Genomic DNA, 22131 nt, shown 5'->3' with positions numbered 1-22131 from the left:
AAAATTAGCCATATGAACAAATATTACGTTTTTCTTAACTTCTTACTAGCCCTCTTCTTAAGTGGTTGTGCGACGTATGCCCCTAAGTATGCAAATGAAGTAGCTGAGCCTCAAAATTTTGATAGTAGTACGCTTTCGCGAAAGCGTATACATAAAACCTTTTATCTTATAGGTGACGCCGGAGGTGATAGTGATGGCGGTAGTACTTATGCGCTTGATGCTTTCAAAAAAGTAATAGATACGGCAGATACTAAGGATGACTATGCAGTCTTTCTGGGAGATAATATTTATGATGCTGGGTTACCTAAAAAAGATCACCCAGAGCGCGCAGAAGCAGAGCGCAGGCTAGATATACAAATCGCTGCTTTAGAAAATTTTAAGGGGAAAACACTTTTTATACCTGGTAATCACGACTGGTATGCAGGTGGAGTAGAAGGAGTAAAACGCCAAGAAAAGTATATTGAAAAAGCACTAGATGATAAAGAAGCTTTTCAACCAGAAAATGGATGCCCTATCGAGATGAAAGAGGTAAGTGATGATGTGGAGTTAATGATTATAGATACGCAGTGGTATCTAGAAGACTGGGATGAAAATCCTACTATAAATGATAATTGTAATATCCGTACTCGTGAGGGGCTATTTTTAGAAATAGAAAATGAGTTTAAAAAGAATAATGAGAAAACGATAGTCGTTGTAATGCATCACCCTATGTATACAAATGGGGTACACGGTGGTAAATTCAGTTTTGATAAGCAATTATATCCTACGCAAAGTAAGTTTCCGCTTCCGGTGCTTGCTTCTCTTGTAGCACAAATTAGATCGCAAGGTGGTGTATCTATCCAAGATAGATACAATAAACGCTACAATGAGCTTATGAAACGTATAGCGGTACTTGCTACAGATACAGATAAAGTGATTTTTGCTTCTGGTCACGAGCATAGTATACAGTATATTGAGAATGACCGTATTAAACAGATTGTGAGTGGTGCAGGTGCAAAAAACTCTGCAGCAGCGCTAGGAGAAGATGGGCTTTTCTCATACGGAGGTCAAGGCTTTGCTATATTAGATATTTATGAAGACGAGTCTTCGGCAGTACGATTTTATGCGGCAAACCAAGGAGAGCCAGAATTATTATTTACATCACAAGTACACCCACCTCGCGAGCCGGTTAATTTAGACTCGCTGCCAGAGTTTTATCCAAAGACGGTAATGGCAACGGTATATGAACAAAATGATACAGACGTCTCAGATGTACATACGTCACTCTGGGGAGATCATTATAGAGAAGTTTATGGTACGCCAGTTACAGCTCCTGTTGCAACGCTAGACACGCTTATGGGAGGTTTTACAGTAGACAGAAAGGGTGGTGGGCATCAGACACGCTCTTTACGACTTAAGGATAAAGATGGGCGCGCTTATAACTTGAGAGCCGTACGTAAGAGCGCAGTACAGTTTTTACAGAGTGTGGCATTTAAGGATAATTTTATTCAAGAAGATTTTAGGGATACGTTTACAGAAGACTTAATTCTTGATTTTTACACATCTGCACACCCTTATGCCTCACTTGCGGTGGCACAACTCTCTGATGCGGTAGGTATATACCATACTAACCCGCGTTTAATTTATGTGCCTAAGCATAAAGCTCTTGGTAAGTATAATGCAGATTATGGAGATGAACTATATCTCATAGAAGAACGACCAGACGAAGATTTTACAGATGTAGACTCTTTTGGAAACCCAGATAGTATAGATAGTACAGATGATGTATATGAAAATTTAAGAGATGATGAGGAGTACCAGATAGATGAAGCAGCTTACCTCAGGGCTCGTATTTTTGATATGCTTATAGGTGATTGGGACCGTCACGCAGACCAGTGGAGGTGGGCACGATTTGATAACAAGGATTCGAAGGTGTACAGACCTATACCACGTGATAGAGATCAAGTGTTTTCAAAATTTGATGGAGCAATCTTAGGTCTTCTTAAAACGCTTATCCCAGCGGTAAAGCAGTTTCAAAATTATGATGGAGATCTAGAAAACGTAAAGTGGATTAATGAGGCGGGTATCAAAATGGATCGCGCACTACTCAAAAATGCCGTAAAAGAAGACTGGCTACGTGAGGCTACATATCTACAAGAAAATCTAACAGATCAAGAGATAGATGAGGCTTTTAAAGCTTTACCTCTAGAGGTGCAAAACCTAGGAGTTGATGAAATTAAAAAGAGCCTGCGAGAAAGAAGGTCTAACATTGTTGATATAGCAGAGACCTACTATGACTATATCTCTACACTCGTAATTCTTACGGGAACAGATAAAGATGACCACTTTGAGATTACAAGAGGTGATGAGAGTACCAGAGTCCAAATCTCTAGAATAAAAGATGGAGAGGTTAAAAAACCTTTTGTAGATAGAACAATTTCATCACAAGAGACTAGCGAAATATGGATTTACGGTCTCGATGATGATGATGTTTTTAATGTAAGTGGAGGAGGGAAGAGACCTATTAAAATGAAGATTGTAGGTGGTCAAAACAACGACATTTATGAGATAAAAGACGGTCGTAGACTTAAAGTGTATGAGCATAAAACAAAGCCAAATACCGTAAAAGAAAAGAGCGGAGCAAATGTGAAGTACTCAAATATCTATAACTTTAATACATACGACCCACTCAAGAAAAAAAGTACAGCAAATAGTACATTACCAGCCATAGGCTTTAACCCAGATGATGGGCTTCTCATAGGCGTGACTAATGTATTTTCTACATATGGGTTTAAAAATGACCCTTTTAGCAGTAGGCATACGCTTAATGCGACATATTCATTTGCGACAGAGTCACTTAATTTAAAATATGAAGGCGACTTTGCAAATGCTTTCGGACAGTGGAATCTCGTAGTAGGAGGTAAGTTTACAAACGAGGCATTCTCTCGTAACTTCTTTGGTTTTGGAAATGAAACAGTAAATAATGACGACGATTTAGGACTCGACTTTAACCGTGTACGTAATGGCGAGATTGGTGCACACATAGGTGTAGAGAGTGACAATACCTTTGGAAGTAAACTACGTTTTGTAGCAAACTTTGAGCGTATAGAAATAGAGCAAACAGGAGGACGTATTATAGATGATGCTACACTATTTACCCCAGATACAGATAACTTTTTTGGAGGGCAATCTTTTATAGGTGTAGAAGGGTCATACAGTTATGTAAGTGCAGATAATCAAGCAAATCCAACCAGAGGTATGGAGTTTGAAACAGTTATAGGTGCAAAGAGCAACTTGAGCTCTGGTGATAGAATGTATGCTTATATCAACCCAAAAATAGGTTTTTATAATGCGCTTTCGCGAAATAGGAAATTAGTCTTAAAAACACTCGTACAATCACAAATAAGAATAGGTGACGACTTTGAATTTTATCAAGCAGCCTCACTAGGAGCAAGAACAGGATTAAGAGGTTATCGTTTTAATAGGTTTACTGGGGAGTCATCACTAGCAGCTTCTGGAGATATAAGATATAGTTTTGATCGTTTTAGTACAGGTCTTATCCCTATACAGCTAGGAGTTTTTGGAGGAGCAGATGTAGGTCGTGTGTGGGTTGATGGTGAAGACAGTAAGAAATGGCACAACGACTTTGGAGGTGGTTTCTGGATAAATATGGTAGAAACCGTATCTGGACAAATAGGAGCCTTTGCTGGTGAAGAGGGGATGCGTATAGACTTTAGATTTGGAGTGAGATTGTAATAATACTGCCTTCAAAGAAAAATGAAACAAACTATAACAGTTAACGAGAGGTCTATAAATATTTTAAATAAATTAGTTTTAAATAGACATTATTCTGGAACAATTACACCTTTTAGATTTGAATTTGAGAGAAAAAACGGGTTGTTAAATAATACTGGGAACTATATCCTTACCGGAAATGTTAATAGTGATAAAGTGTATGAATTAGACCTCGAACTTAGATTCCCTATGAATTATATTAAAAATTTTTTAATCGTATTTGGTATTCTCTTTTCAATAGTTTCACTAATTTTTCAATATTGGTATCTGCCAATTCTATTTGTTGCAGTACCATTTACTGTTTATTATATAAATTTCAAGCTTCGAAGAAAAAAGGAAATTGATCATTTTACTTCAAAATTTTTAGAACTCTATAAGTTAGAGTATAAAGTTATCTAAGGCTATAAGCATTGTGCTACCCATAATTAAAAAAGGCTCCCAAGTGGGAGCCTTTTTTTGTTAGTTTGCCCCTCAAGCATACCTTTACAAACCTAATGATATCCCAAAACCTAGTCTGCCTCCTTCAGGGCCGTAAAAATAATGTACATCTGTTTTAAGCACTGCAGCGGTAGTAAATTGTAATCCGCCGCCATAGCTGTAGTGTAACGTGCTATCTTCATTTCCACCAGTCCAGACGCGTCCCGTATCATAACCTATGTATCCTTGCGTACGCACAGGGAATAAAAAGGTGCGTATGGGTTTTAATTTAAAGCCTATATCTACAGATCCAGCAAGAGATTGCTCACCTCTAAAACGACCTTGTCTATAAGATCTTAATCCGTTATTTGCACCTAGCGTTGCAAGTCTATAAAATGGAATATCATCACCAAATCGTAACTCACTAGCAATACTTGTTTTTAAAACTATATTGCGTGATCTATCTATAGCATTCCAGAATGTTATACTAGGATCTATGGCTCCCACATATTGCGATGAGGTAAGCTCATCTGCTACACTACCACGCATTGTAAAATGCATTCCTCTTGTTGTAAAAGATTTATCATCTCTACTTTCATACTCATATTTCCCAGAGAGGGAGAGATACTCTGTACTTGCTAGTGCAGGAGTTATGACATTTATATCCCTCAGATCTGTGTTTTCATAGGTAAGATCAAAAGCTGTAGAAGAGCCATATTCACCAGTATAGTATAGACCTAGCCCACCTTGTAAATATTGAGTGTAAACTCTATTGTCATCAAAGCTATTTGCATTGTTCAAGCTACCATTACCGAGTCCAAAAAAGTTCTCTGTATAATTTGCAGATGTCAAACGCCCAAAAGCTTTAAAATTCCAATCGTGAAAGAGGTGAGCCTTATGCCACTCTAGTGAAGCGTCTACCGCCTGTGTGAGTGATATATAACGGGCATCGAGCTCAATCTTTGTTGTAAAAGGATGCCTCTCGTAACCCAACGTAGATTTTCCAAAAATAAGTCGCGGTGAGAAGCCCTCATCTGGATTGTAATTTGCCTCAAGACCAAAAGTGCCGCCGCTATCTGGTCTACGCTCGCTATCATAAATATGATTCTCGTAAATATCATCTATGTGGCGAGTTGCTTTCCCTTTGTCTACAATCGTGTTTTTATAAGACTTTTGATCATAAATGGTAACATTCTTTCCGCCATTTACAGTAAACGTGTCATTCTCTAGTCCTCCTACAAGCACTATTTTTATAGGACTAATAAGTGAGCCGTTTACTTCAAATATATCTTTATCATCAAGGCCATAAATCCATATGTTTTCTGTCACGTCTTTATCCAGTGTTTGGTCAAAGAGTAGTGTACCTTTCTCACCGTTCTTAATACGATAAGCCATAACTCGTACATTTCCATTTGCCAGATTTTCAATGATAAAGTGATCATCCTTATCAGTTCCTTTAAGAGATACAAACTTGCTTAAATGGCTATAATAACGCTGTACGATATCGGGAAGATTACGCTTTCGCGAAAGCAAACTCTCCTGTATCTCCATCCACGTAGTATCTTGAACTTCTTTTGGAGCAGCTTTAAAAGCGCTTTGCACAACCTCTTCTGTAATGCGTTCTTGAATATAAGTTACCTCTTCTAGCCAAAGCGATAGATCTGCCCGTTGTATTATGGCTCTGTCTAGGTTTACGGCACTCTCACTAAATTGCTCAATAAATGGAATGTCTGGCCCATAGTTACCAAACTGTCGCATCCCGCTCATTATTTTTTGTGCTTTTTCTAAAAATGCTCCGTCAAATTTTGCAAACACCTGATCTCTATCTCTGGGTACAGCAAGATACTTTATGACACCATCTGCCTCATCTACCTTATCTTGTGCCCAGCGCCACTGGTCTTCGTGTCTATCCCAGTCACCTATGAGCATATCAAATATGCGCGCTCGTATGTACATACGCTCATTAAGCTGGTTAGACTCATCTTCTCGTAGTTCTTTAAATAAATCTGGTGTGCTTTCTACCTCATTGCTAAACTCAAACATATGTGACTTATTAAAGTCACCACTAGGTTTTTCTACAATCATATAAAGCAGATTACCGTGGTCTTTATTAAAATTGCCTAGCGCTTTTTGCTTGGGTATATAATATAGTTTTGGGTGTGTGTGAGGGACATCTATAGCACCAGCAAGTCTTGGTATTGCAAATGCGCCATAAGGATGCGCGGCTGTATAAAAGTCTTCAATTACAGTTGCGGGCACGGTATCTTCAAAATAATTTTCGGCATCAAGATCATTATACCCCGCCGATTTTAAAAAGGCAAGCGGATCTTTGGCAATAGCTCTCATATTATACTCACGCCCTTCTTTGTCCTCAAGGCGTAGACCATTAGTTTGATTTCCGCCACCAGCGCGTTGCACCGTAAGACCACCATATAAAGTATCGAGCAGGCCAACGGGAGCTTCAACAGGCACTCCATACACATACCTATAATGCTTTCCCCAGAATTTCTCATACTTAGCACTTTTTAAAACGCTCTCTTGGGGATAAATAGATGCTACCATCGTTTTTGGAAAACGTGTAGGAAGGCTGTCTATGTTATAATCTTTAGGTTTTTGAAAAGCTGTTTTTGAGTAGAGTTCTGTCAGGGCCCCATCTTGTAATCCATAAAAATGAACAGAAGATGCCCCTCCCTCATACAGTCTCACTTCAGAAAAGCCAGGTTTTGTAGACGTAAAAAGTCCTTTTTTACTCAATCTTGCAGGCTTTACAGAACTTCCCGTACCGGCAATGACTTGCTTTATTTCTCCCTGGTCTATGTATTGCATAGATCGCTCGTGTGAAGAGAGTATAATAACTCTAGGTGCGTCAAAACTAGCGAGCTCTATATGAGACATAAGCTCGTTCATAAGTGGGTTATACCTGTCTTGTTTTGATAATCCTCCTTGTGATCGTAAAAACGACCAAAGTGTTCCCACGCCTGGGATAAAGACATTTTCTGCCGTGGGACGATATGTAACCTCTGCAGGAATTTCTCCTCCGTATACACCATTTGCATAGAGTGGGTGGTGCATCCCTATAATAATTGTTTTGTGACGAGCCTTGCGTATCTCGCTACTTAGTAATGTGGTAAACTGCTCACGAGTTTTGAGCTCGCACTTGTCGTTCATCTCTTTTACTTTACTCCAGTCTTCTATATACCATTGTGAGTTAATGAGAATGAGCTCAACTTCGTCATTAACTTCTATGGTTTCAAGAGGGCAACCATTTTTAGGCATAAAATGATCTTCTTCGTCATAAAAGTCTTCTATGGCATCTTCTATTTCTTCCATTCCTTTTAGACCAGTCTCGTTCCACTCAAGTTCACCTGGTAAAAAGAGTGCGGTGCCCTTAAAGTTTTTTGTAATCTCAAGCTGTTGTAAAAGTTGTTTTTTACTACGAGTATCTTTTAGGTCATTGCGATGTAGGTTATCGCCCGTAAATAAAAAGTAATCTTCTTTTTTACTATGCTTTTTTATGTAGTTTCTTACACCATTTAGTAATGACTCATTTGCACCGCGCGCATAGGCACCAGCGTTACCTAGCTGGAAGAAACTTACATAATTTTGACTGGTGTCAACTGTTATGTTATGTGTTTGTTCTCTATACAAGTCGTGATGTACAGCACAAGATGCACATAGTAGTATGGCCCCTAGCAGGAGTAATTTTGTGAGTATAAATGAAAGGGAGTGTACTGTTTTATTCACGTTTAAATTTTATTCAATCTACATATCATTTTTCACAAAAAGTCTTACAGAAAGTCTAATTTGTGTTAAATAAAATTGCCTATTTCAATTAAGAAATAGGCAATTTAAAAACTAACACACACTTAGTATTATATTCGAATGTAGCTCTTGTTTAGGTTCGTGTCTGCTATCATATCACGTGTAAAACTTAAATGTCCTTTTGTGGTGATAATTCTAAAACGATAGTCTTTCATTTTTGTGAGTGTGTCTAGTAGTAGCCACTTGGTTTTAAGCAGCTGAGGTTTTGTAGATTTTAAACTCACCTCAAAGAAGTATTTTATGCCACGCTTTTCGGCTACGATATCTGGTATGATGGTGTTTCCTGTTTCTTGTCTTGTAAAGGATGTAGGCGTCTCATAGCCTGCTACATCTGCTTTGATATTTTCAAAACCTTTGTTTTCAAGATAGGTAATGGTCGTGTTTAAAAATGCGTTGTTTTTGTTTTCTTCTTTGTCTAAATGTATCATAACCTGTAAGATACAGTTACAATATCCTCCTTTATACTAACAAAGGGTTAAAAGAAAACGACACAATGTTAAAACCTAAAGAGTGTAGTGGTACGCTTTCGCGAAAGCGTAATTAGCCCGAAGTGCTGCTTTATCTCACAATGAGTTTACGTGTTGTGGCTGTTGCACTTGTCATCACTTTTACAATATATACACCGCTAGGTAGGTTATGAATGATAGGGCTACCACTCTGAAAGTTATCTTTATAAACCTCACGACCTAGAGTGTCAAACAAGAATACCTTACCAGTTTCTTGAGGGGCAGTTATAGTAATTGCACCAGAAGATGGGTTAGGATATATAGTCATATCACTAAGCTTATTATCTTCAACCCCCAGCGGATTAGTCCACTGCTCACCTACGTTTGTACCCCAGATGTACTCTACAAGGTCTGGCATATCTATAAAGGGATTACGGTTAAACTGCCAGTTGTAGATAACGTTATTACGATTCATCTCATAATCATCTGGTGGGTCGTTGCGGTGCCAGTCTAGTAAAATATCTAGGTCACCTAGAGCTCCCACAGTCGTATTTGCAGGGTTACCAGATACGACGTCAAGCCCGTTATAGCGTATGGTTAAGAAAAAGATACTACGCGCTACATCACCATAAAAACTACCTTGATTACCAGTAGGGCCACTGTACTCGCCGTAGTCTTGGTTACTGCGAGAGCTATTTTCTGGTCCATCTGCTGCACGCAGTGCGTGGGCATCACTATTTGCGTGGCGCAGTGAATCTGCCTTTGTGGTTGTAAAAATGTCTATACCATCTGCTACTTGATCGTACTCTATGTCATTAAAACCTCCACGCGATCGTGGGTAGGTATGCTCTCTGTTCCATAAGCCCTCGTTACTACCTCCAGAAGTCTGAAAATCTAACTTAGGTCGCTGCTGCTCTGTATAGACTAACCATACTTGATTACTGTTAAGCGGGCTTTGGTCTGCCTCTTTTAAGATATCTATAATATCTGAATAGGTTTGCGCACGTACAATAGATGGATCTGCTATGATATCTTGTAAGGCTTGTACAAGTGCATCATCTGCAAGTGTGTCAATTGAGTCGTAATAACCATCTGGTTGTGTACTTTCTACTTGGTCATAGGTAGGAGCGAGGGGAGTACCGTATGAGGCAGTTGTAAAATCGTTATCTATGATACGTATGATAACATTATCATTTGCTCTCTTAAAACCTTCTGGCATTTCGCCAAAGGTAATTTTTAGCTCCTCATCACCCTCGTCGTCTTGATCGTCTATAAGTGTAATAGTAGTTTGTCCTGTGGAAGCACCAGCTGCAATAGTAACACTTGTCTCACCCGTAAAATCTGCCGAGTTAAAGCCCGCATTGTCAAGAGTAAATGTAAATTCAGTAGTATTTGTAACGGCTGTAGTCGTAGTGAAGTTTATTATAATCTCTTCACCTTCATTATAAGCTGTTTGAGAAGCACTAGCGCCTATAAAATTAAATACCACTCCAGATCCATCATTAAGTTGTCCTGGGGTAGGGGTTGTGACATCATATCCTCCCGTACTATTAAGTTGGATGGAGTTGCTAGATGATGCTCCATTACCACCTTCGTTTATTTGTGCCGTTTCTCCTAATAGATTAAGAAGGTTTGTATCATCACTATCGTTAGTATCATAAACCAGTGCATCTACAAGATTTGCTGTGGTAGCAAGTGTACCTTCCGGAAAGTCTTGTTCGTCACCTTGATATATTGCAATGGCATCTGCACCGTTTTGTATTGTATTATCAAAAAGTATAAAATCTGGCACAGGCACCACATTATTACTACCTATAAGCACAATACCATTTACATCTGCCACGAGGCCATCTAGATCAAATGCAAAGTAGCTACTATCACCGCCACTACTAGATCCATTAAATAAAACAAGTACATAGCCGTCTAGAGAAGTTTCTGGAGTGGTAAGGAGTTCTATAAACTCTTGATCATCTGTACTAGGTGTATCTGCATCAAGTTCATTTATAGTGACCTGCGCTATTAAAGGATTACAGCAAATAGAAATAAGAAAAGCAACGAAGTAAAAATGTTTCATACAAGTAATATTGTAGATACAAAATTATTACTTCAGTGCTGTAGCTGTGTTAAGTGAGCGTTAAGTCCCAGCTCAAGAGGGTTACCAAAGTACTATTTCATACTTAAGGTAAGTAAATTCTGCTCTTTGAGCTGACTTTTTGCACTTTCTATTTCTGAGTCAGTGGGTTCTTGAGGAAGCTGTAAACTTGCTCCATCTGGCTCAAAGGTAAGCTCTGTATACACTGGAAAATGATCAGATTTTATATGATCTGTGCGCTCTAGTCTTTTTACTCTAAACTCTTGAGAGGTAAAAAGGTGATCAAGAGGCCATCTCATAAATATGTTTTTTGCATTAAATGTGTTGTGAAAACCACGGCCTATGCGGGGGTCCAGTAGTTTACTCACTTTTCTAAAGAGCGAAGTCGTTCTTGACCAAGCTACATCATTAAAGTCACCCATCACAATTACAGGTAGCGTTCTTTTATTAACTGTAAATGCCGTTTTCATCATCTCAGTATCCCTGTCAGAACTCATAGGGTTGTGTTGAGGCATAGGGGGAGTAGGGTGTATGGCATAAAGTTGTATTTGGTCTCCGCTCTCTAGAGTGACTATAGCCTCCATAGATGGAACTTCCTTATCTACGAGGTGTCTTATTTTTTTTCGCGTAAGCGGTAGTTTTGAATATAGTAGCATCCCATATGTATTACCACGTGGCTCAAGTAAATGGTAAGAGTATGTAGATGCGAGACTGCTGTGTACTGCTTTTTTCCAGACTGTATCTGTCTCCATAAGTAATACAATGTCTGGATCATAATCTGCTACTTGAGATAGTAGAAGGTCATATTGTGTGTTTTTTTGTAAGACGTTTGCACTGTATATTTTTATAGACTTACTAGTGTCTGTGATTGTATTTTCTAGTGCTTCTGGAGCTGCAAGTGGTGTATAGTCATAAATTTTAATAAGCTGAAATATAAAACACGCAGCGAGAATACTCACAAAAATATAATCTCCTACATACTTGATATTAAAGCGTATAAAATAGGTGATAAGAGCTATAAACGTAAGCAGCGTAAGCTGCGCGTGCGGAAAATCAAAAATGCGTATCCACCAGTAGTCTATAGCAATAAGCGGTAATAAAGTGAGGATAATGGCAATAATACCAAAACCTTGTAGGAAGTTTTTAAGTGAAAATTTCATTTAATGTGATTGGTTAGTACAGTAAAGTTACTTCTAACCTAACCTAACTATCTTAAAACCATATTAAATGGGATAGATTTAAGATTTTAATTGTTTGATAAAGCAGAGGCTATTTGCGCCAAGTATGCATCAAGTGATGCGACGAGGTTTTACGTTCTAAATGTATCTTTATCTCAATACTACAGCAGTACCCATTGCAGAGATACCTAGTTTTGTATTTTGACTTATAACCTCTACATCCATTGTAACTCCCACAATTGCGTGAGCTCCCATTTCTTTAGCTTTGGCTTCTAGTTTTTTAAGAACTTCCTGTTTGGCCGCATCTATTCCTTCTTCACCACTTTTATAGACTTTACTCATACTAAAAGAATCTTTAAAACTTAGTCCCTTGGTGTCAAAAAGCTTTGCATACATAAAATCTGTAATCACACCTAAGTATTGTGTAATCTCTCTACCTTGTATACTGTTTGTAGTTGTTATAATCATTTATATGAGTTTATAAGTAAGTAGCTTTTAAAAGGGTTTTGTTACGCTTTCGCGAAAGCGTAATATAAAACAATCATTGGGGCTCTACTTAAAACTGCATAGGCACCTCGATAAGTAATATTTTAGAATCAGATTGTGCTGTGATTTCTAGCTCGGCAATATCATAAACTCCTATGGCATCACGTCTATCTAGCAGTTCGCCAGCGGCGTGAGCACTTCCTTCAAGTACAAAAATAAAAAGGCCGTTTCCTTTTTTATGCAGTTTGTGTACAAGCGTTTGCTCTTGTGTAAACTCACCCATATGAAACCAAGCGTCTTGGTAAATCCATACACCCTCATCATCTTGATTTGGTGAGAGTATTTGTACAAATTCATTTTTGAGGTGATGCTCATTTATTTTTATCTGATCATATCGAGGCGAGACTGGGCGCTGGTTAGGCATAATCCAGATTTGTAAAAACTGCACCTCGCGATCATTATTTTTATTATACTCACTGTGATCTATTCCAGTCCCGGCACTCATCACCTGGATATCACCTTGCTGTATCACCGTCTGGTTACCCATACTATCTTTATGCTCTAGATCACCAGAAAGTGGGATGGATATGATCTCCATATTGAGATGCCTGTGCATATCAAAGCCTCTACCAGCCGCCACGGTGTCATCATTCAGCACACGCATCGCCCCAAAGTTCATACGATTGGGGTTATGGTAGCTCGCAAAGCTAAAGGTGTGAAAACTCTGTAACCAGCCGTGATTTGCGTTTCCTCGAGTGTTTGCTTTATATAGAATCGTTTGCATAGGTGATAAATTAGGGATTAAGTAGCTCCGTTTTTGGTTATAAAGTTACGATATGTGAACTTGTTTTTAAATGTGTTTGTTACGCTTTCGCGAAAGCGTAAATCTCATACTAATCTACGTAGGCTATATTTTTAATAGTGAGTTTCTTCTCCTCATTGCCTAGCTGAAATGTAGTTGTTTCATCCACCTTTTTGCCAATAAGTGCTCTAGCAATAGGAGCGGTGAAGGCAATTTTTTTGTCTTTTACACTAGCCTCATCTACGCCCACAATCTGGATGGTAATAGGTTTAGGCATACCAGCGATGGTATAGGTGACTGTGGCGCCAAAACGTATTTCTCCCTCATCCTTAATATGATCAAGTAGTCTTGCGCTCTGTATGCGTTTCAGTAGTAAGTTGCGCTTGCCATTAAGTACGGCAAGTGCACGCCTGCGCTCGCGCTCATTTGTTTCATCTAGGGTTGAGATTGTATGATCTAGCGTGCTAAGCTCTTCCTTAAGTTGTATTAATCCGTGGTTAGTGACGTAGTTTGTCACGCCATCTGGCAATGCTGCCCTAGGCGGAATTATAGGAGTTTCTTCTTGGTCATCTTCTTTTACAAATCCTCTGCTCATCTTCTTTATTTTTCGTTCTTCATTAAGGCTATACTGCGCTCAGACCAGCTTATAGTGCGCGGTCCAAAACATTCTAAAATTGCATCTACACCTATCACACTTCCTTTAGATAGCCTGCCTAATACCGCTAGTGGCACAAAACTTTTACCCTCTGGTACTTCTACATAACCATAATCGTCTGTGCGTATGCCTAGATCTGTATGTTTAGGCTCAATCATTTCATAACTAAGCAAGTTTTTAATAATTGGTGTATCTACCGTAACAAGCTGTGGTGAGTCTAGTACTGAGTTAAGCATTACGTCTATGACAACCTTATTATCATCAGATTTAAGTTGCCAGCCTCCGTCTACACAAGTGATTTCTGGATTATTTACAAAGTCAAGATCTAGCAATCCTTCTTTTGCAAGCGCAATAAGTTGTTGTATGCTTTCAACGGGTGGACCGTAAGAATATCGCTTTGATGCTTCGTCTAGCGCAATAACTTCGGCCACTACATCATCTGCAATTGCTGGATATGAGAACTCTCGGTATATGGTAGGCTGGCAGTGTCGCCATACTTGACCTATAAAATAATCAAGGCTTACTGGTGCTTCTCCTACTGCCATTTCCACTTGCTGTTGCATCATTTCTAATATGGGCGTATGGTGTGATAGGAGTAGGGGATGCGCTAGTGATTTATTGTTGAGGTAATTTATGGTTAAGAAATAAACTTCTTCTTCGGTAAGATCGTGTTGTATGGCTTTGTCTCCTAATTTTAAAAACAAGGGAGCTACAACAGCTGCCATTGCTTCGAGTAGAAAGTATTGATCTTTTGCAGGGTGATCGCCGCAGGCGCCTTGGTGTATCGCTTTCGCGAAAGCGTTTATAGCATCATCACTTGGCATAAACCACTTATCTACCGCTTTATTTATAGGTTTTGGCACCATAGGAAGTCCGTCTAAGGAAAAGGGAACAAACCGCTGCGGATGGTTTTCTCCAGCGTGAAAAGCTACTTCTTTGGTATCATTATCAAGCATCTCAAAATGCGCGCCTTGCTGCAGGGTGAGCGCACGTATCTGATCAATCATTGCAAGTCCAAAACCTCTAAAAGCAACTACGCTCTCTGAGGTAATGTTTGCATTTATCATTTTTTCTACGGGATAGGCTTCTGTAAATAGTAGGGCGTTATCAGTTTGTGCAACGTGATCTTTCCATTCTTGCAGCTGCTCTGATAGTTCCGTATCCTGATGTCCTATTGTGAGAACCACTTCATCTATAGCAGTAATGGATGTATTTTCTGTAATTGCTGTGAATACTGGTGCGATATAGGTGAGTTTAATGACAGTCTCCTCAACCATATTTAGTAATCCAAAACCTTTTAGTGCTTCCGCAAGGACTTCAAAACGAGCATTAAGGTAGGTTCCCATCTTTGCACGTGGAGGAAACTGATCTGGATGCGTAGCTGGTGGATTTTGTTTTTCTTCTGGTAACCACTCCGTGTATGAGGGAAATGCAGGGATGACATCATCACCTAGTTTTATTTCTGGTCTGCCAGGTAAGTCTTGTAAGGCACGCTCAGTAATATTAAGCCAGTTGCTCGCTACTTGCTCAGGATTCCATACCCAGCCTGCTCCAGGATATTTAAAAGGTTCAAATAAGGTGACTTTTACTTGAGCATCTGGAGCGTTATTGTAGAGCGTAGTAAAAAGGCTTTCAAGAGCAAAAAGTCCTCTGGGACCTCCTCCTATTATGGCGTAGTGTTTCATAGGTTGGTTGTTATACTCACCCTTTATAAAAGGGCAAGTGTAACAAAGCTATGGCATTACTACGCTAGACGGTAGTTGTTTAAGATTGTGTTAGGAGTTATTTAAGACCCCATACTGATAGTGACATCATTTGTAAAGCGCTCGTTATTCACCACAAACCGTGTGTGTAATTCTTTAAATAAATCTATAAGTGGAAGCACAGGACTGTTCCAATTATCAAATTCTAGATGATATTTTGCTATTAATAGATAATGATCATCCTCATTTTTACCCGTAATTATAGGCTGGAAGCTATCTTCTTGAGCAATTTCTTTTAGGATTGCAATATGGCTGTTGTTTTTTAAAAACTCAGTCATTTGACAGCTGTCGCTATTGATGTTAAAGCGCTTTGATTTTCCTATAAAAAGGGATTTAATATGTGAGTTTGTAGTGAGTTCAAAAGTGTGACTCTCTGGCTGTTTTGGTAACTTCATAGAGATATGACCAGAAAATTCTTTTCCAGTGATATTAATGATGTTTATCTCAGTATCCCCTACAGGTATTTTTAATAAATACTGAACCTTAGGAAGGCGTATGCCTCCACCTATGCTAGTATCTTGATCTTGGTATAAAAAAGTACCTCCTTGCTCTGTCGCTATGTTTTGAAAAAATGATTTATACATACCCGATATGTAGGAAAGTATTTCACTTTGTTACATTAACTACGTTTTTTTAATCTGTTAAAGTCTAAAAACCAGCGCATACGTAAACTTAAGGTTTCTAGACCTGTGGCATCACTAAGTGTGTTTACTCCGTCTAAGTAATCTCCATCTACATTATCTGCAAATGCAGTTTTACCTACACGATACCCTAGTGATAGCTCACTTGCGGGAGCAAACTGCCAGCGCGCCACAAAGTCGAGGTTAAAAGCATTAAATGTGCTGTCAAAACTATCAGGATCTATAGAGAGGTTATTTACCGTCAGGTTCCCGTCTTGCTGTAAAGTGTATTGATTTTTATAATCTACTTTAATCCAGTAGTGACGTAGTCTTAGATTCATATTAATTTTTGCGTTTACCGCATAGTTGAGTTGTATTGCATTGGTAAGCTGGTTTATAGAACGCTGGCCTATAATGATCTGGTCCTCTTGATTTGTGATATAACCTATATCGTTAGGGTTATCTGTATAATCTTGCTCAAACTCTGCAAAGAAGTGTTGTCCCAGTCTTGCACGTAAACCATAACCCATCACGTACTGTTCGGTTTGTATGTTATGATTTTTATAATCTACTGCTACAAAGTAGCCAGCCCACGATAAATTTTTGTTTCGGTTAGTTTGATATTCTAGAACGATCTCAGAGAGCGCAGGTCTATTAAAAACGCGGTCTTGTACTCGTGCTTCAAAAAAGTCTTGACGTTTTGAGACGTAGCTTAGCGTGACAAAGAGATTTTGGTTACCCTTGGTCGTAGCAAAACTTGAGAAACGATATTGCGAGCGCTCACGTTCCATAAGGCTGTAATAATATCGCTGCTGGTGATCTAGATCTAGTTGATACTGCTGTAACCATTTTTTTGGAGCAGTATTGCGATAATTTACATTACCACGGAAAACCATACTGTTGTTACGCTGCAAGAAGCCAAAGTCATTATTATCAAAATTTTCATCCTTTAAGTTCCAGCTCAAACCTCCCGTCCAGGCGCCACTTACTTTTGAAACATAAGCATTATACTCGTGTCCAAAAACATTATCTCCTTCCAGTCCATATTGCTGAGACACGGCCTTCTTAAAGCTAGCCCTATAAGTGCGTTTTGCATTAAACCATTCGTATAAAAGTGCGCTAAAGTTACTGTCATAAGCACTCCCAGATCGTAATACAGAGTTATTTATGAGTGTAACAGAACTATTGTTTTTGAGTTGTTTATCTATGACCAGCGCATTATAATTTGTGAGCGGATTTGTAATTACCTCTCTTACTTCATCTGTAGAGGTGTTTTTTATTTCCGCTTTCGCGAAAGCGGTTATCCCATTAAGCATCCCTATGGAGAGTCCGTTTTGTGACTTTCCGGTAAATTTTACAAGATTTATAATATTTGAACTAGTAGGGTTTGTAACCACCATCTCATTTTCTGAAAGTGTAAAAGCATTTGCATTTATAGGTCTACCACCTATGCGACGTGTAAAGAGATAGCCGCCTTTATCAAAAAGCTCTGTGCCCTCAATAAAGAAAGGACGTTGCTCTGCAAACTGTACTTCAAAAGGAGAGAGATTAAAAACCTGGTCATCACTGCGTGCCTGGCTAAAATCTGGAATAACAGATACATCAAGCGTGTATGCATTATCAATTACATACTTTACATCGAGTCCAGGGTTAAGCGTGGTCTCTGTAGCACCATCGCTATCTGTCTCGTGCACGGAAGAAACAAAGGGTACAAAAGACAGGTTGAGCGGTGGGTTTACAGGCTCGATACCTGTAAGCGACCCAAACTGGTTGAGGTATCCATCTATAGTAGGATCTATGGGACTCCAGAAAGATTCTTCATTAAGCGCCCCAGAAAAACGCTGAAAGTTAATCGTAAAATCTGATAGGTCTTCTTTTGGGAAACGTATGCTATTCCAGGGGATGCGTATCTCAATGTCCCAGTGAGTATCGTGCACGGTGACTTCACTTTCCCAGATAACATTAAAGTTTTCGTCTGCACCGGTGTTGCCAGATATCTTACTGTCAAACTGCACACCAGCAGCCGTAACAGTAAAGTCATAACCCTCACGTGTTTGCCCAAAGGGATCAATTTGTACCCCAAAATAGTCTGCATTACCCACGTCATCACGAGCGGTGAGGAGGCGTCTTATTTCATCTGTATCATTTGTATGGAGCACAGCGCCTACGTAGAGGTAATTATCATCATATAGTACGGCAATCTCTGTTGCTCGTAGAGAGGGTTGCCCAGCATTAGGTGCTTTTTGTGTAAACGTTTTGGTTTCTAGTTGTGCTATCCAGACTGCCTCTGTGAGATTTCCATCTATTTTAGGAGCCTCTCCTGTGCGATGCGCTTTAAGAGATTGCTGTGCAGTGACGGTTGCTGTGAGTAAGGTGAGTATAAAAATGAGTACTGTTTTCATAAGGTTGGTTCTTTTGTTTGATGGCACAAAAGTGAGATCATCTATTTGATAATCAGGTTAACCACGGGTTAAGGGCTAGGTTAATGTAAAAGCAAGAATACCAGTCGCTGTATTAACCTAAGAGCGAAGTACATACTGAGTAAGGGTTACAAGCAATTTTAAGGTTAATGCTCGGTTAACGATGGGTATTAATTATGTCTAACTGTACTTTCCCACTACATTTACAACATCAATCAACCACAGATGAAAAGTAAATTCTCCTTATTAATAGCAATATCTGCACTAGCATTACTAGCGTTATGTGCCATACAAGCTTATTTAATAAGCAATACCTACGAGCTCAAAAAAACAGCTTTCTTTAATGAAACCTCAAATGCGGTTTCTGAGATTGCAAATGATAGAGAACTAGATTCTCTCTATGACGCACTTATAGAAGTAGACCTAGAAGATCACCTAGCAGATTACTTTAATGAGAGTATAACTAAGCGACAGGTGGTAGAACGATTTTACCGTAATGCAGATACTTATAACGAGCAGTATATGAAACGGTATGAAGCCTTGCAATTACAAAAAGAGTTGGGTTATGAGGTAGCATATAGACAGAATTTGATAAGCATTGTCATCATAGACTATCCTAATACAGACACCATTTTTCCTATAAAAGACAATGAGAGAAAACGCATTTTTGGGCAGAAGTTTAAAACAGGAATTTCAAGAAGTATCAACTATGCACGCACCTTTGATACAAATGAGTTTATAGACCGTAGAGGTGACAGTATAAGTATAAGCTCGTACGATTTTGAAGTGCGCACCACACAAGAGATACAAGTACCTAACTGGAAATCTCTGGTGCTTAAAAGAATGTGGGTACTCATTGTGGGAAGTATCATTTTGTTCCTTTTTGTAATAGGGTTACTCTACTACTCAATAAAAAACCTAATTACTCAGAAAAAAATTGCAGAGGTAAAAACAGACTTTATTAATAATGTCACTCACGAGCTCAAAACACCTCTCGCAACACTAGGTATCGCTACCAAAAGTTTACGCAATGAAGCGATAAAAAGTAATCCAGATGCCTTTAATAACACGCTAGGTATCGTAGAGCGACAAAATAGTAGATTACAAAAACTCATAGATCAAGTACTTACTAATAGCTTGAGCGCAGAGGAGCTACAGCTCAATAAAGAGCAGGTAAGTGATAATGTATTTTTTAACAACCTACTTTCAGACTTTGAGATTGCTACACAGCACGCTCATCTTACAGTTTTAAACAAGGTCTACAGTCCAGAAGTGCTCTTGCGCATAGACAGATTTCACCTCACTACGGCACTCCTTAATGTGCTAGAGAACGCAGTAAAGTATGGTAAAGACCAAGTTACCGTGACGGTCACCACGCGCCTTGTAAATAGAAATTATTGCATTGAGATATCAGATAACGGGACAGGTATTTCACCAGCAGACCAGATAGCGATTTTTGACAAGTTTTATCGCGCTGGTAACAGTGATGTACATAACGTAAAAGGGCTTGGTCTCGGCCTTTATTTTACACATCAAATTATTATCGCTCACGGGGGAACAATAGCCCTTAAAAGCATAGAAAACGAAGGAAGCACCTTCACCATAAAATTGCCTTTATAATGATCGCAAAAAACAACATACTACTCGCCGAAGATGATTTTGATTTTGGGAGTATCCTCAAGCAATATCTCGAGATACACAATTTTGAAGTTACTTGGTGTAAAGATGGGGAAGAGGCTCATAACGCTTTCGCGAAAGCGCACTCAGAAGGAGTAACCTATGACATCTGTGTTTTTGATGTAATGATGCCTAAGATGGATGGGTTTACACTTGCAGAGAAAGTGATAAGTATCAACCCAGAAGTTCCATTTGTGTTCCTCACCGCACGTAAAATGAAGGAAGACCGCATACAGGGGCTCAAACTAGGAGCAGACGATTATATCGTAAAACCATTTGAGGCAGATATACTCGTGCTACGCCTTACTAACATTTTAAAACGATCTAGACCTAACCTCGCAAAGGTTAGACCAGATATAAATGAGATCACTGCGATAGGAAACTATCACTTTGATGCTCACAATCACACGCTCACCTTTGGAGAGACCATACAATCTCTCACAGAAAAGGAAGCACAGTTGATTCAGTTTTTTTACGAAAACAAAAATCAGCTACTTCGAAGAGAAGATATTCTATCTAAAATCTGGGGAAACGACGACTTTTTCTCAGGCCGCAGTATGGATGTCTTTATCAGTCGGCTTCGAAAATATTTTAAAGATGATTCTTCCATTTCAATTGCTAGCACAAGAGGTGTAGGATTAACCTTTACAATTGAATTATCAAAAAATGAATAGGTAATCGCTTTCGCGAAAGCGGAATACTAAAAAAGTAACACAATGAAAACAGTAAGAAATATATGCACAGCAGCCCTCATAGGCTTAGGAATGAATGTAATTGCACAAACAGCGCCACCAGCTCCGCCTGCACCACCAGCAACGGTTTATGAAGATGCAACCACCACGGTAACTACAAACTCGTCTAACGTATCGGTAATTACCCAAAATGGTAATTATGGAAGTGGCGGCAGTACGTCGTACTCAGTAAGTAACTCAAATGATGAGTACCGAGTAAAATCTCGTTACCCAAATAATAGATATGCCGCAATTAAAGACTTCTTAGTAGCCGAAATGGGTACAAAAAATATGCAGTCTAGTGGGAAGGATATGGTCTGGAGTCTTGAAGGTGATGAGGATACCGTTTATGAGATTGCACTGAGTGAGAAACGCCTCAAGATTGAACTAGATAAAACAATCGCTGCACCAGATATGATTGCAAAGTTTACAGATATGGGTAACATCTTACGTACCCTTGTTTCTGGAGGGAGCGAGCGACAAGAGGTACAACGATTAGAACGCGATGCAGACCGTGCAAGACGTGATGCAGCGCGTATGCAACGAGAGGCTGCTCGACTTAGAGAAGTTTCGGTAAGAGATGCTGCACGGCTAGAGAGAGAGGCACTGCGCCTCTCTAATGAAGCAGAGCGACTAGGTCTTAACTCAAAAAGAGGTGGAGGTATAGATAGTTACGTGCGTGATTTACTAGAGCTACCTAGTACAAAAATGGCAGCAAGTGATGTGAATAGTAGCATTTGGCAATGGCCGGAGGTACAAGAATCCCTCATTAACACTCTAAATAATGAAGGACTACTTAAGGGTGAAGAAACGATTGTATTTGTAAAAGAAGATGCCGGAGCATATATAAACGGTACACGCTTATCTAGCACTCAATGGTCTAAGGTGAATAGCGTTTTTAGGAAATATGGTATGCAAGACGTTACAGAGGTAAGTTTCTATAAAAAGGGAAACCATATTGTTATTGTAGATGGCTTTACAGCTGTAGAAAAGATTGTAACGTGGTTAACACGTAATGATTACATAGCTAGTTCTAGTAGATCTGTAAAAATAATGCTTAACGGAAGCTCAGTTATAGTAGATAATGTTGCCTTGCCTAGCAGTGATGTCAAGAAGATAAACAGCTATTTACTTACTGAGGGAGTAATAGCAGCTCCGGGCAAATCGCTTGTGATAAAAGAGACCGGTATGTCGCTAGGTTACAGTTATGATAAAAGTACACTAGGCACCTGGGTAGGTAAGGACTAG

General features: G+C 39.2%; 15 protein-coding genes. 5 read left to right on the top strand and 10 right to left on the bottom strand.

Annotated features, from left to right (window positions below; all coding sequences use genetic code 11):
- Positions 1–12: 12 nt before the first annotated feature.
- Both ACFO5T_RS14665 and ACFO5T_RS14660 read left to right on the top strand, forming a co-directional pair.
- Positions 13–3735: a metallophosphoesterase gene (locus tag ACFO5T_RS14665; RefSeq protein ID WP_380035912.1), complete on the top strand. Its 3723-nt coding sequence runs from the start codon at positions 13–15 to the stop codon at positions 3733–3735.
- A 21-nt stretch (positions 3736–3756) separates the two neighbouring features.
- Complete coding sequence (locus ACFO5T_RS14660) at positions 3757–4173, top strand: hypothetical protein (protein WP_380035909.1); 417 nt, start codon at positions 3757–3759, stop codon at positions 4171–4173.
- Between the two features lie 84 nt (positions 4174–4257).
- Here ACFO5T_RS14660 and ACFO5T_RS14655 read toward each other — a convergent pair whose 3' ends face one another.
- The 10 genes from ACFO5T_RS14655 to ACFO5T_RS14610 all read right to left on the bottom strand — a co-directional run bounded on the left by ACFO5T_RS14655 (position 4258) and on the right by ACFO5T_RS14610 (position 18457).
- Positions 4258–7935: a metallophosphoesterase gene (locus tag ACFO5T_RS14655; RefSeq protein ID WP_380035906.1), complete on the bottom strand. Its 3678-nt coding sequence runs from the start codon at positions 7933–7935 to the stop codon at positions 4258–4260.
- A 128-nt stretch (positions 7936–8063) separates the two neighbouring features.
- Entirely contained in the window at positions 8064–8441 is a 378-nt protein-coding gene (locus tag ACFO5T_RS14650) for a hypothetical protein (RefSeq protein WP_035328407.1), read from the bottom strand.
- A gap of 130 nt (positions 8442–8571) precedes the next feature.
- On the bottom strand, positions 8572–10533 hold the full coding sequence (locus tag ACFO5T_RS14645) for an endonuclease (RefSeq protein WP_380035903.1): 1962 nt from the start codon (positions 10531–10533) through the stop codon (positions 8572–8574).
- Between the two features lie 92 nt (positions 10534–10625).
- Positions 10626–11711, bottom strand: a complete 1086-nt coding sequence (locus ACFO5T_RS14640) for an endonuclease/exonuclease/phosphatase family protein (RefSeq protein WP_380035900.1) — start codon at positions 11709–11711, stop codon at positions 10626–10628.
- Positions 11712–11879: 168 nt separating this feature from the next.
- The gene (locus tag ACFO5T_RS14635) at positions 11880–12197 is read right to left on the bottom strand and encodes a YbjQ family protein (RefSeq protein WP_035328410.1); all 318 of its coding nucleotides are present in this window, start codon (positions 12195–12197) and stop codon (positions 11880–11882) included.
- A gap of 88 nt (positions 12198–12285) precedes the next feature.
- Entirely contained in the window at positions 12286–12999 is a 714-nt protein-coding gene (locus ACFO5T_RS14630; RefSeq protein ID WP_380035897.1) for a pirin family protein, read from the bottom strand.
- 109 nt (positions 13000–13108) lie between these two features.
- Positions 13109–13612, bottom strand: a complete 504-nt coding sequence (locus ACFO5T_RS14625) for a GreA/GreB family elongation factor (protein ID WP_380035894.1) — start codon at positions 13610–13612, stop codon at positions 13109–13111.
- A 5-nt stretch (positions 13613–13617) separates the two neighbouring features.
- A complete protein-coding gene (locus ACFO5T_RS14620; protein ID WP_380035891.1) occupies positions 13618–15357 on the bottom strand; it encodes an FAD/NAD(P)-binding protein in 1740 nt (579 codons plus the stop codon).
- A gap of 101 nt (positions 15358–15458) precedes the next feature.
- Positions 15459–16019 (bottom strand): hypothetical protein, encoded by a 561-nt coding sequence (locus ACFO5T_RS14615; RefSeq protein WP_380035888.1) that lies wholly within the window; start codon positions 16017–16019, stop codon positions 15459–15461.
- Positions 16020–16054: 35 nt separating this feature from the next.
- Complete coding sequence (locus ACFO5T_RS14610) at positions 16055–18457, bottom strand: DUF5916 domain-containing protein (protein ID WP_380035885.1); 2403 nt, start codon at positions 18455–18457, stop codon at positions 16055–16057.
- 243 nt (positions 18458–18700) lie between these two features.
- Between ACFO5T_RS14610 and ACFO5T_RS14605 the strand changes: the two genes are divergently transcribed.
- From ACFO5T_RS14605 to ACFO5T_RS14595, 3 genes are read left to right on the top strand one after another with little or no spacing between them, the layout of a single operon-like run.
- A complete protein-coding gene (locus ACFO5T_RS14605) occupies positions 18701–20095 on the top strand; it encodes a sensor histidine kinase (protein WP_380035882.1) in 1395 nt (464 codons plus the stop codon).
- Entirely contained in the window at positions 20095–20826 is a 732-nt protein-coding gene (locus ACFO5T_RS14600) for a response regulator transcription factor (protein ID WP_380035879.1), read from the top strand. Before ACFO5T_RS14605 ends, ACFO5T_RS14600 begins: the two co-directional genes overlap by 1 nt.
- Positions 20827–20868: 42 nt before the next feature.
- Complete coding sequence (locus ACFO5T_RS14595) at positions 20869–22131, top strand: hypothetical protein (RefSeq protein ID WP_380035876.1); 1263 nt, start codon at positions 20869–20871, stop codon at positions 22129–22131.

It is taken from the genome of Dokdonia genika, assembly GCF_042652845.1.
Taxonomy (GTDB): Bacteria; Bacteroidota; Bacteroidia; order Flavobacteriales; family Flavobacteriaceae; genus Dokdonia; species Dokdonia donghaensis.
Note: the sequence above shows the minus strand (reverse complement) of the source record. Positions and strands in the feature narration are given on the sequence as shown.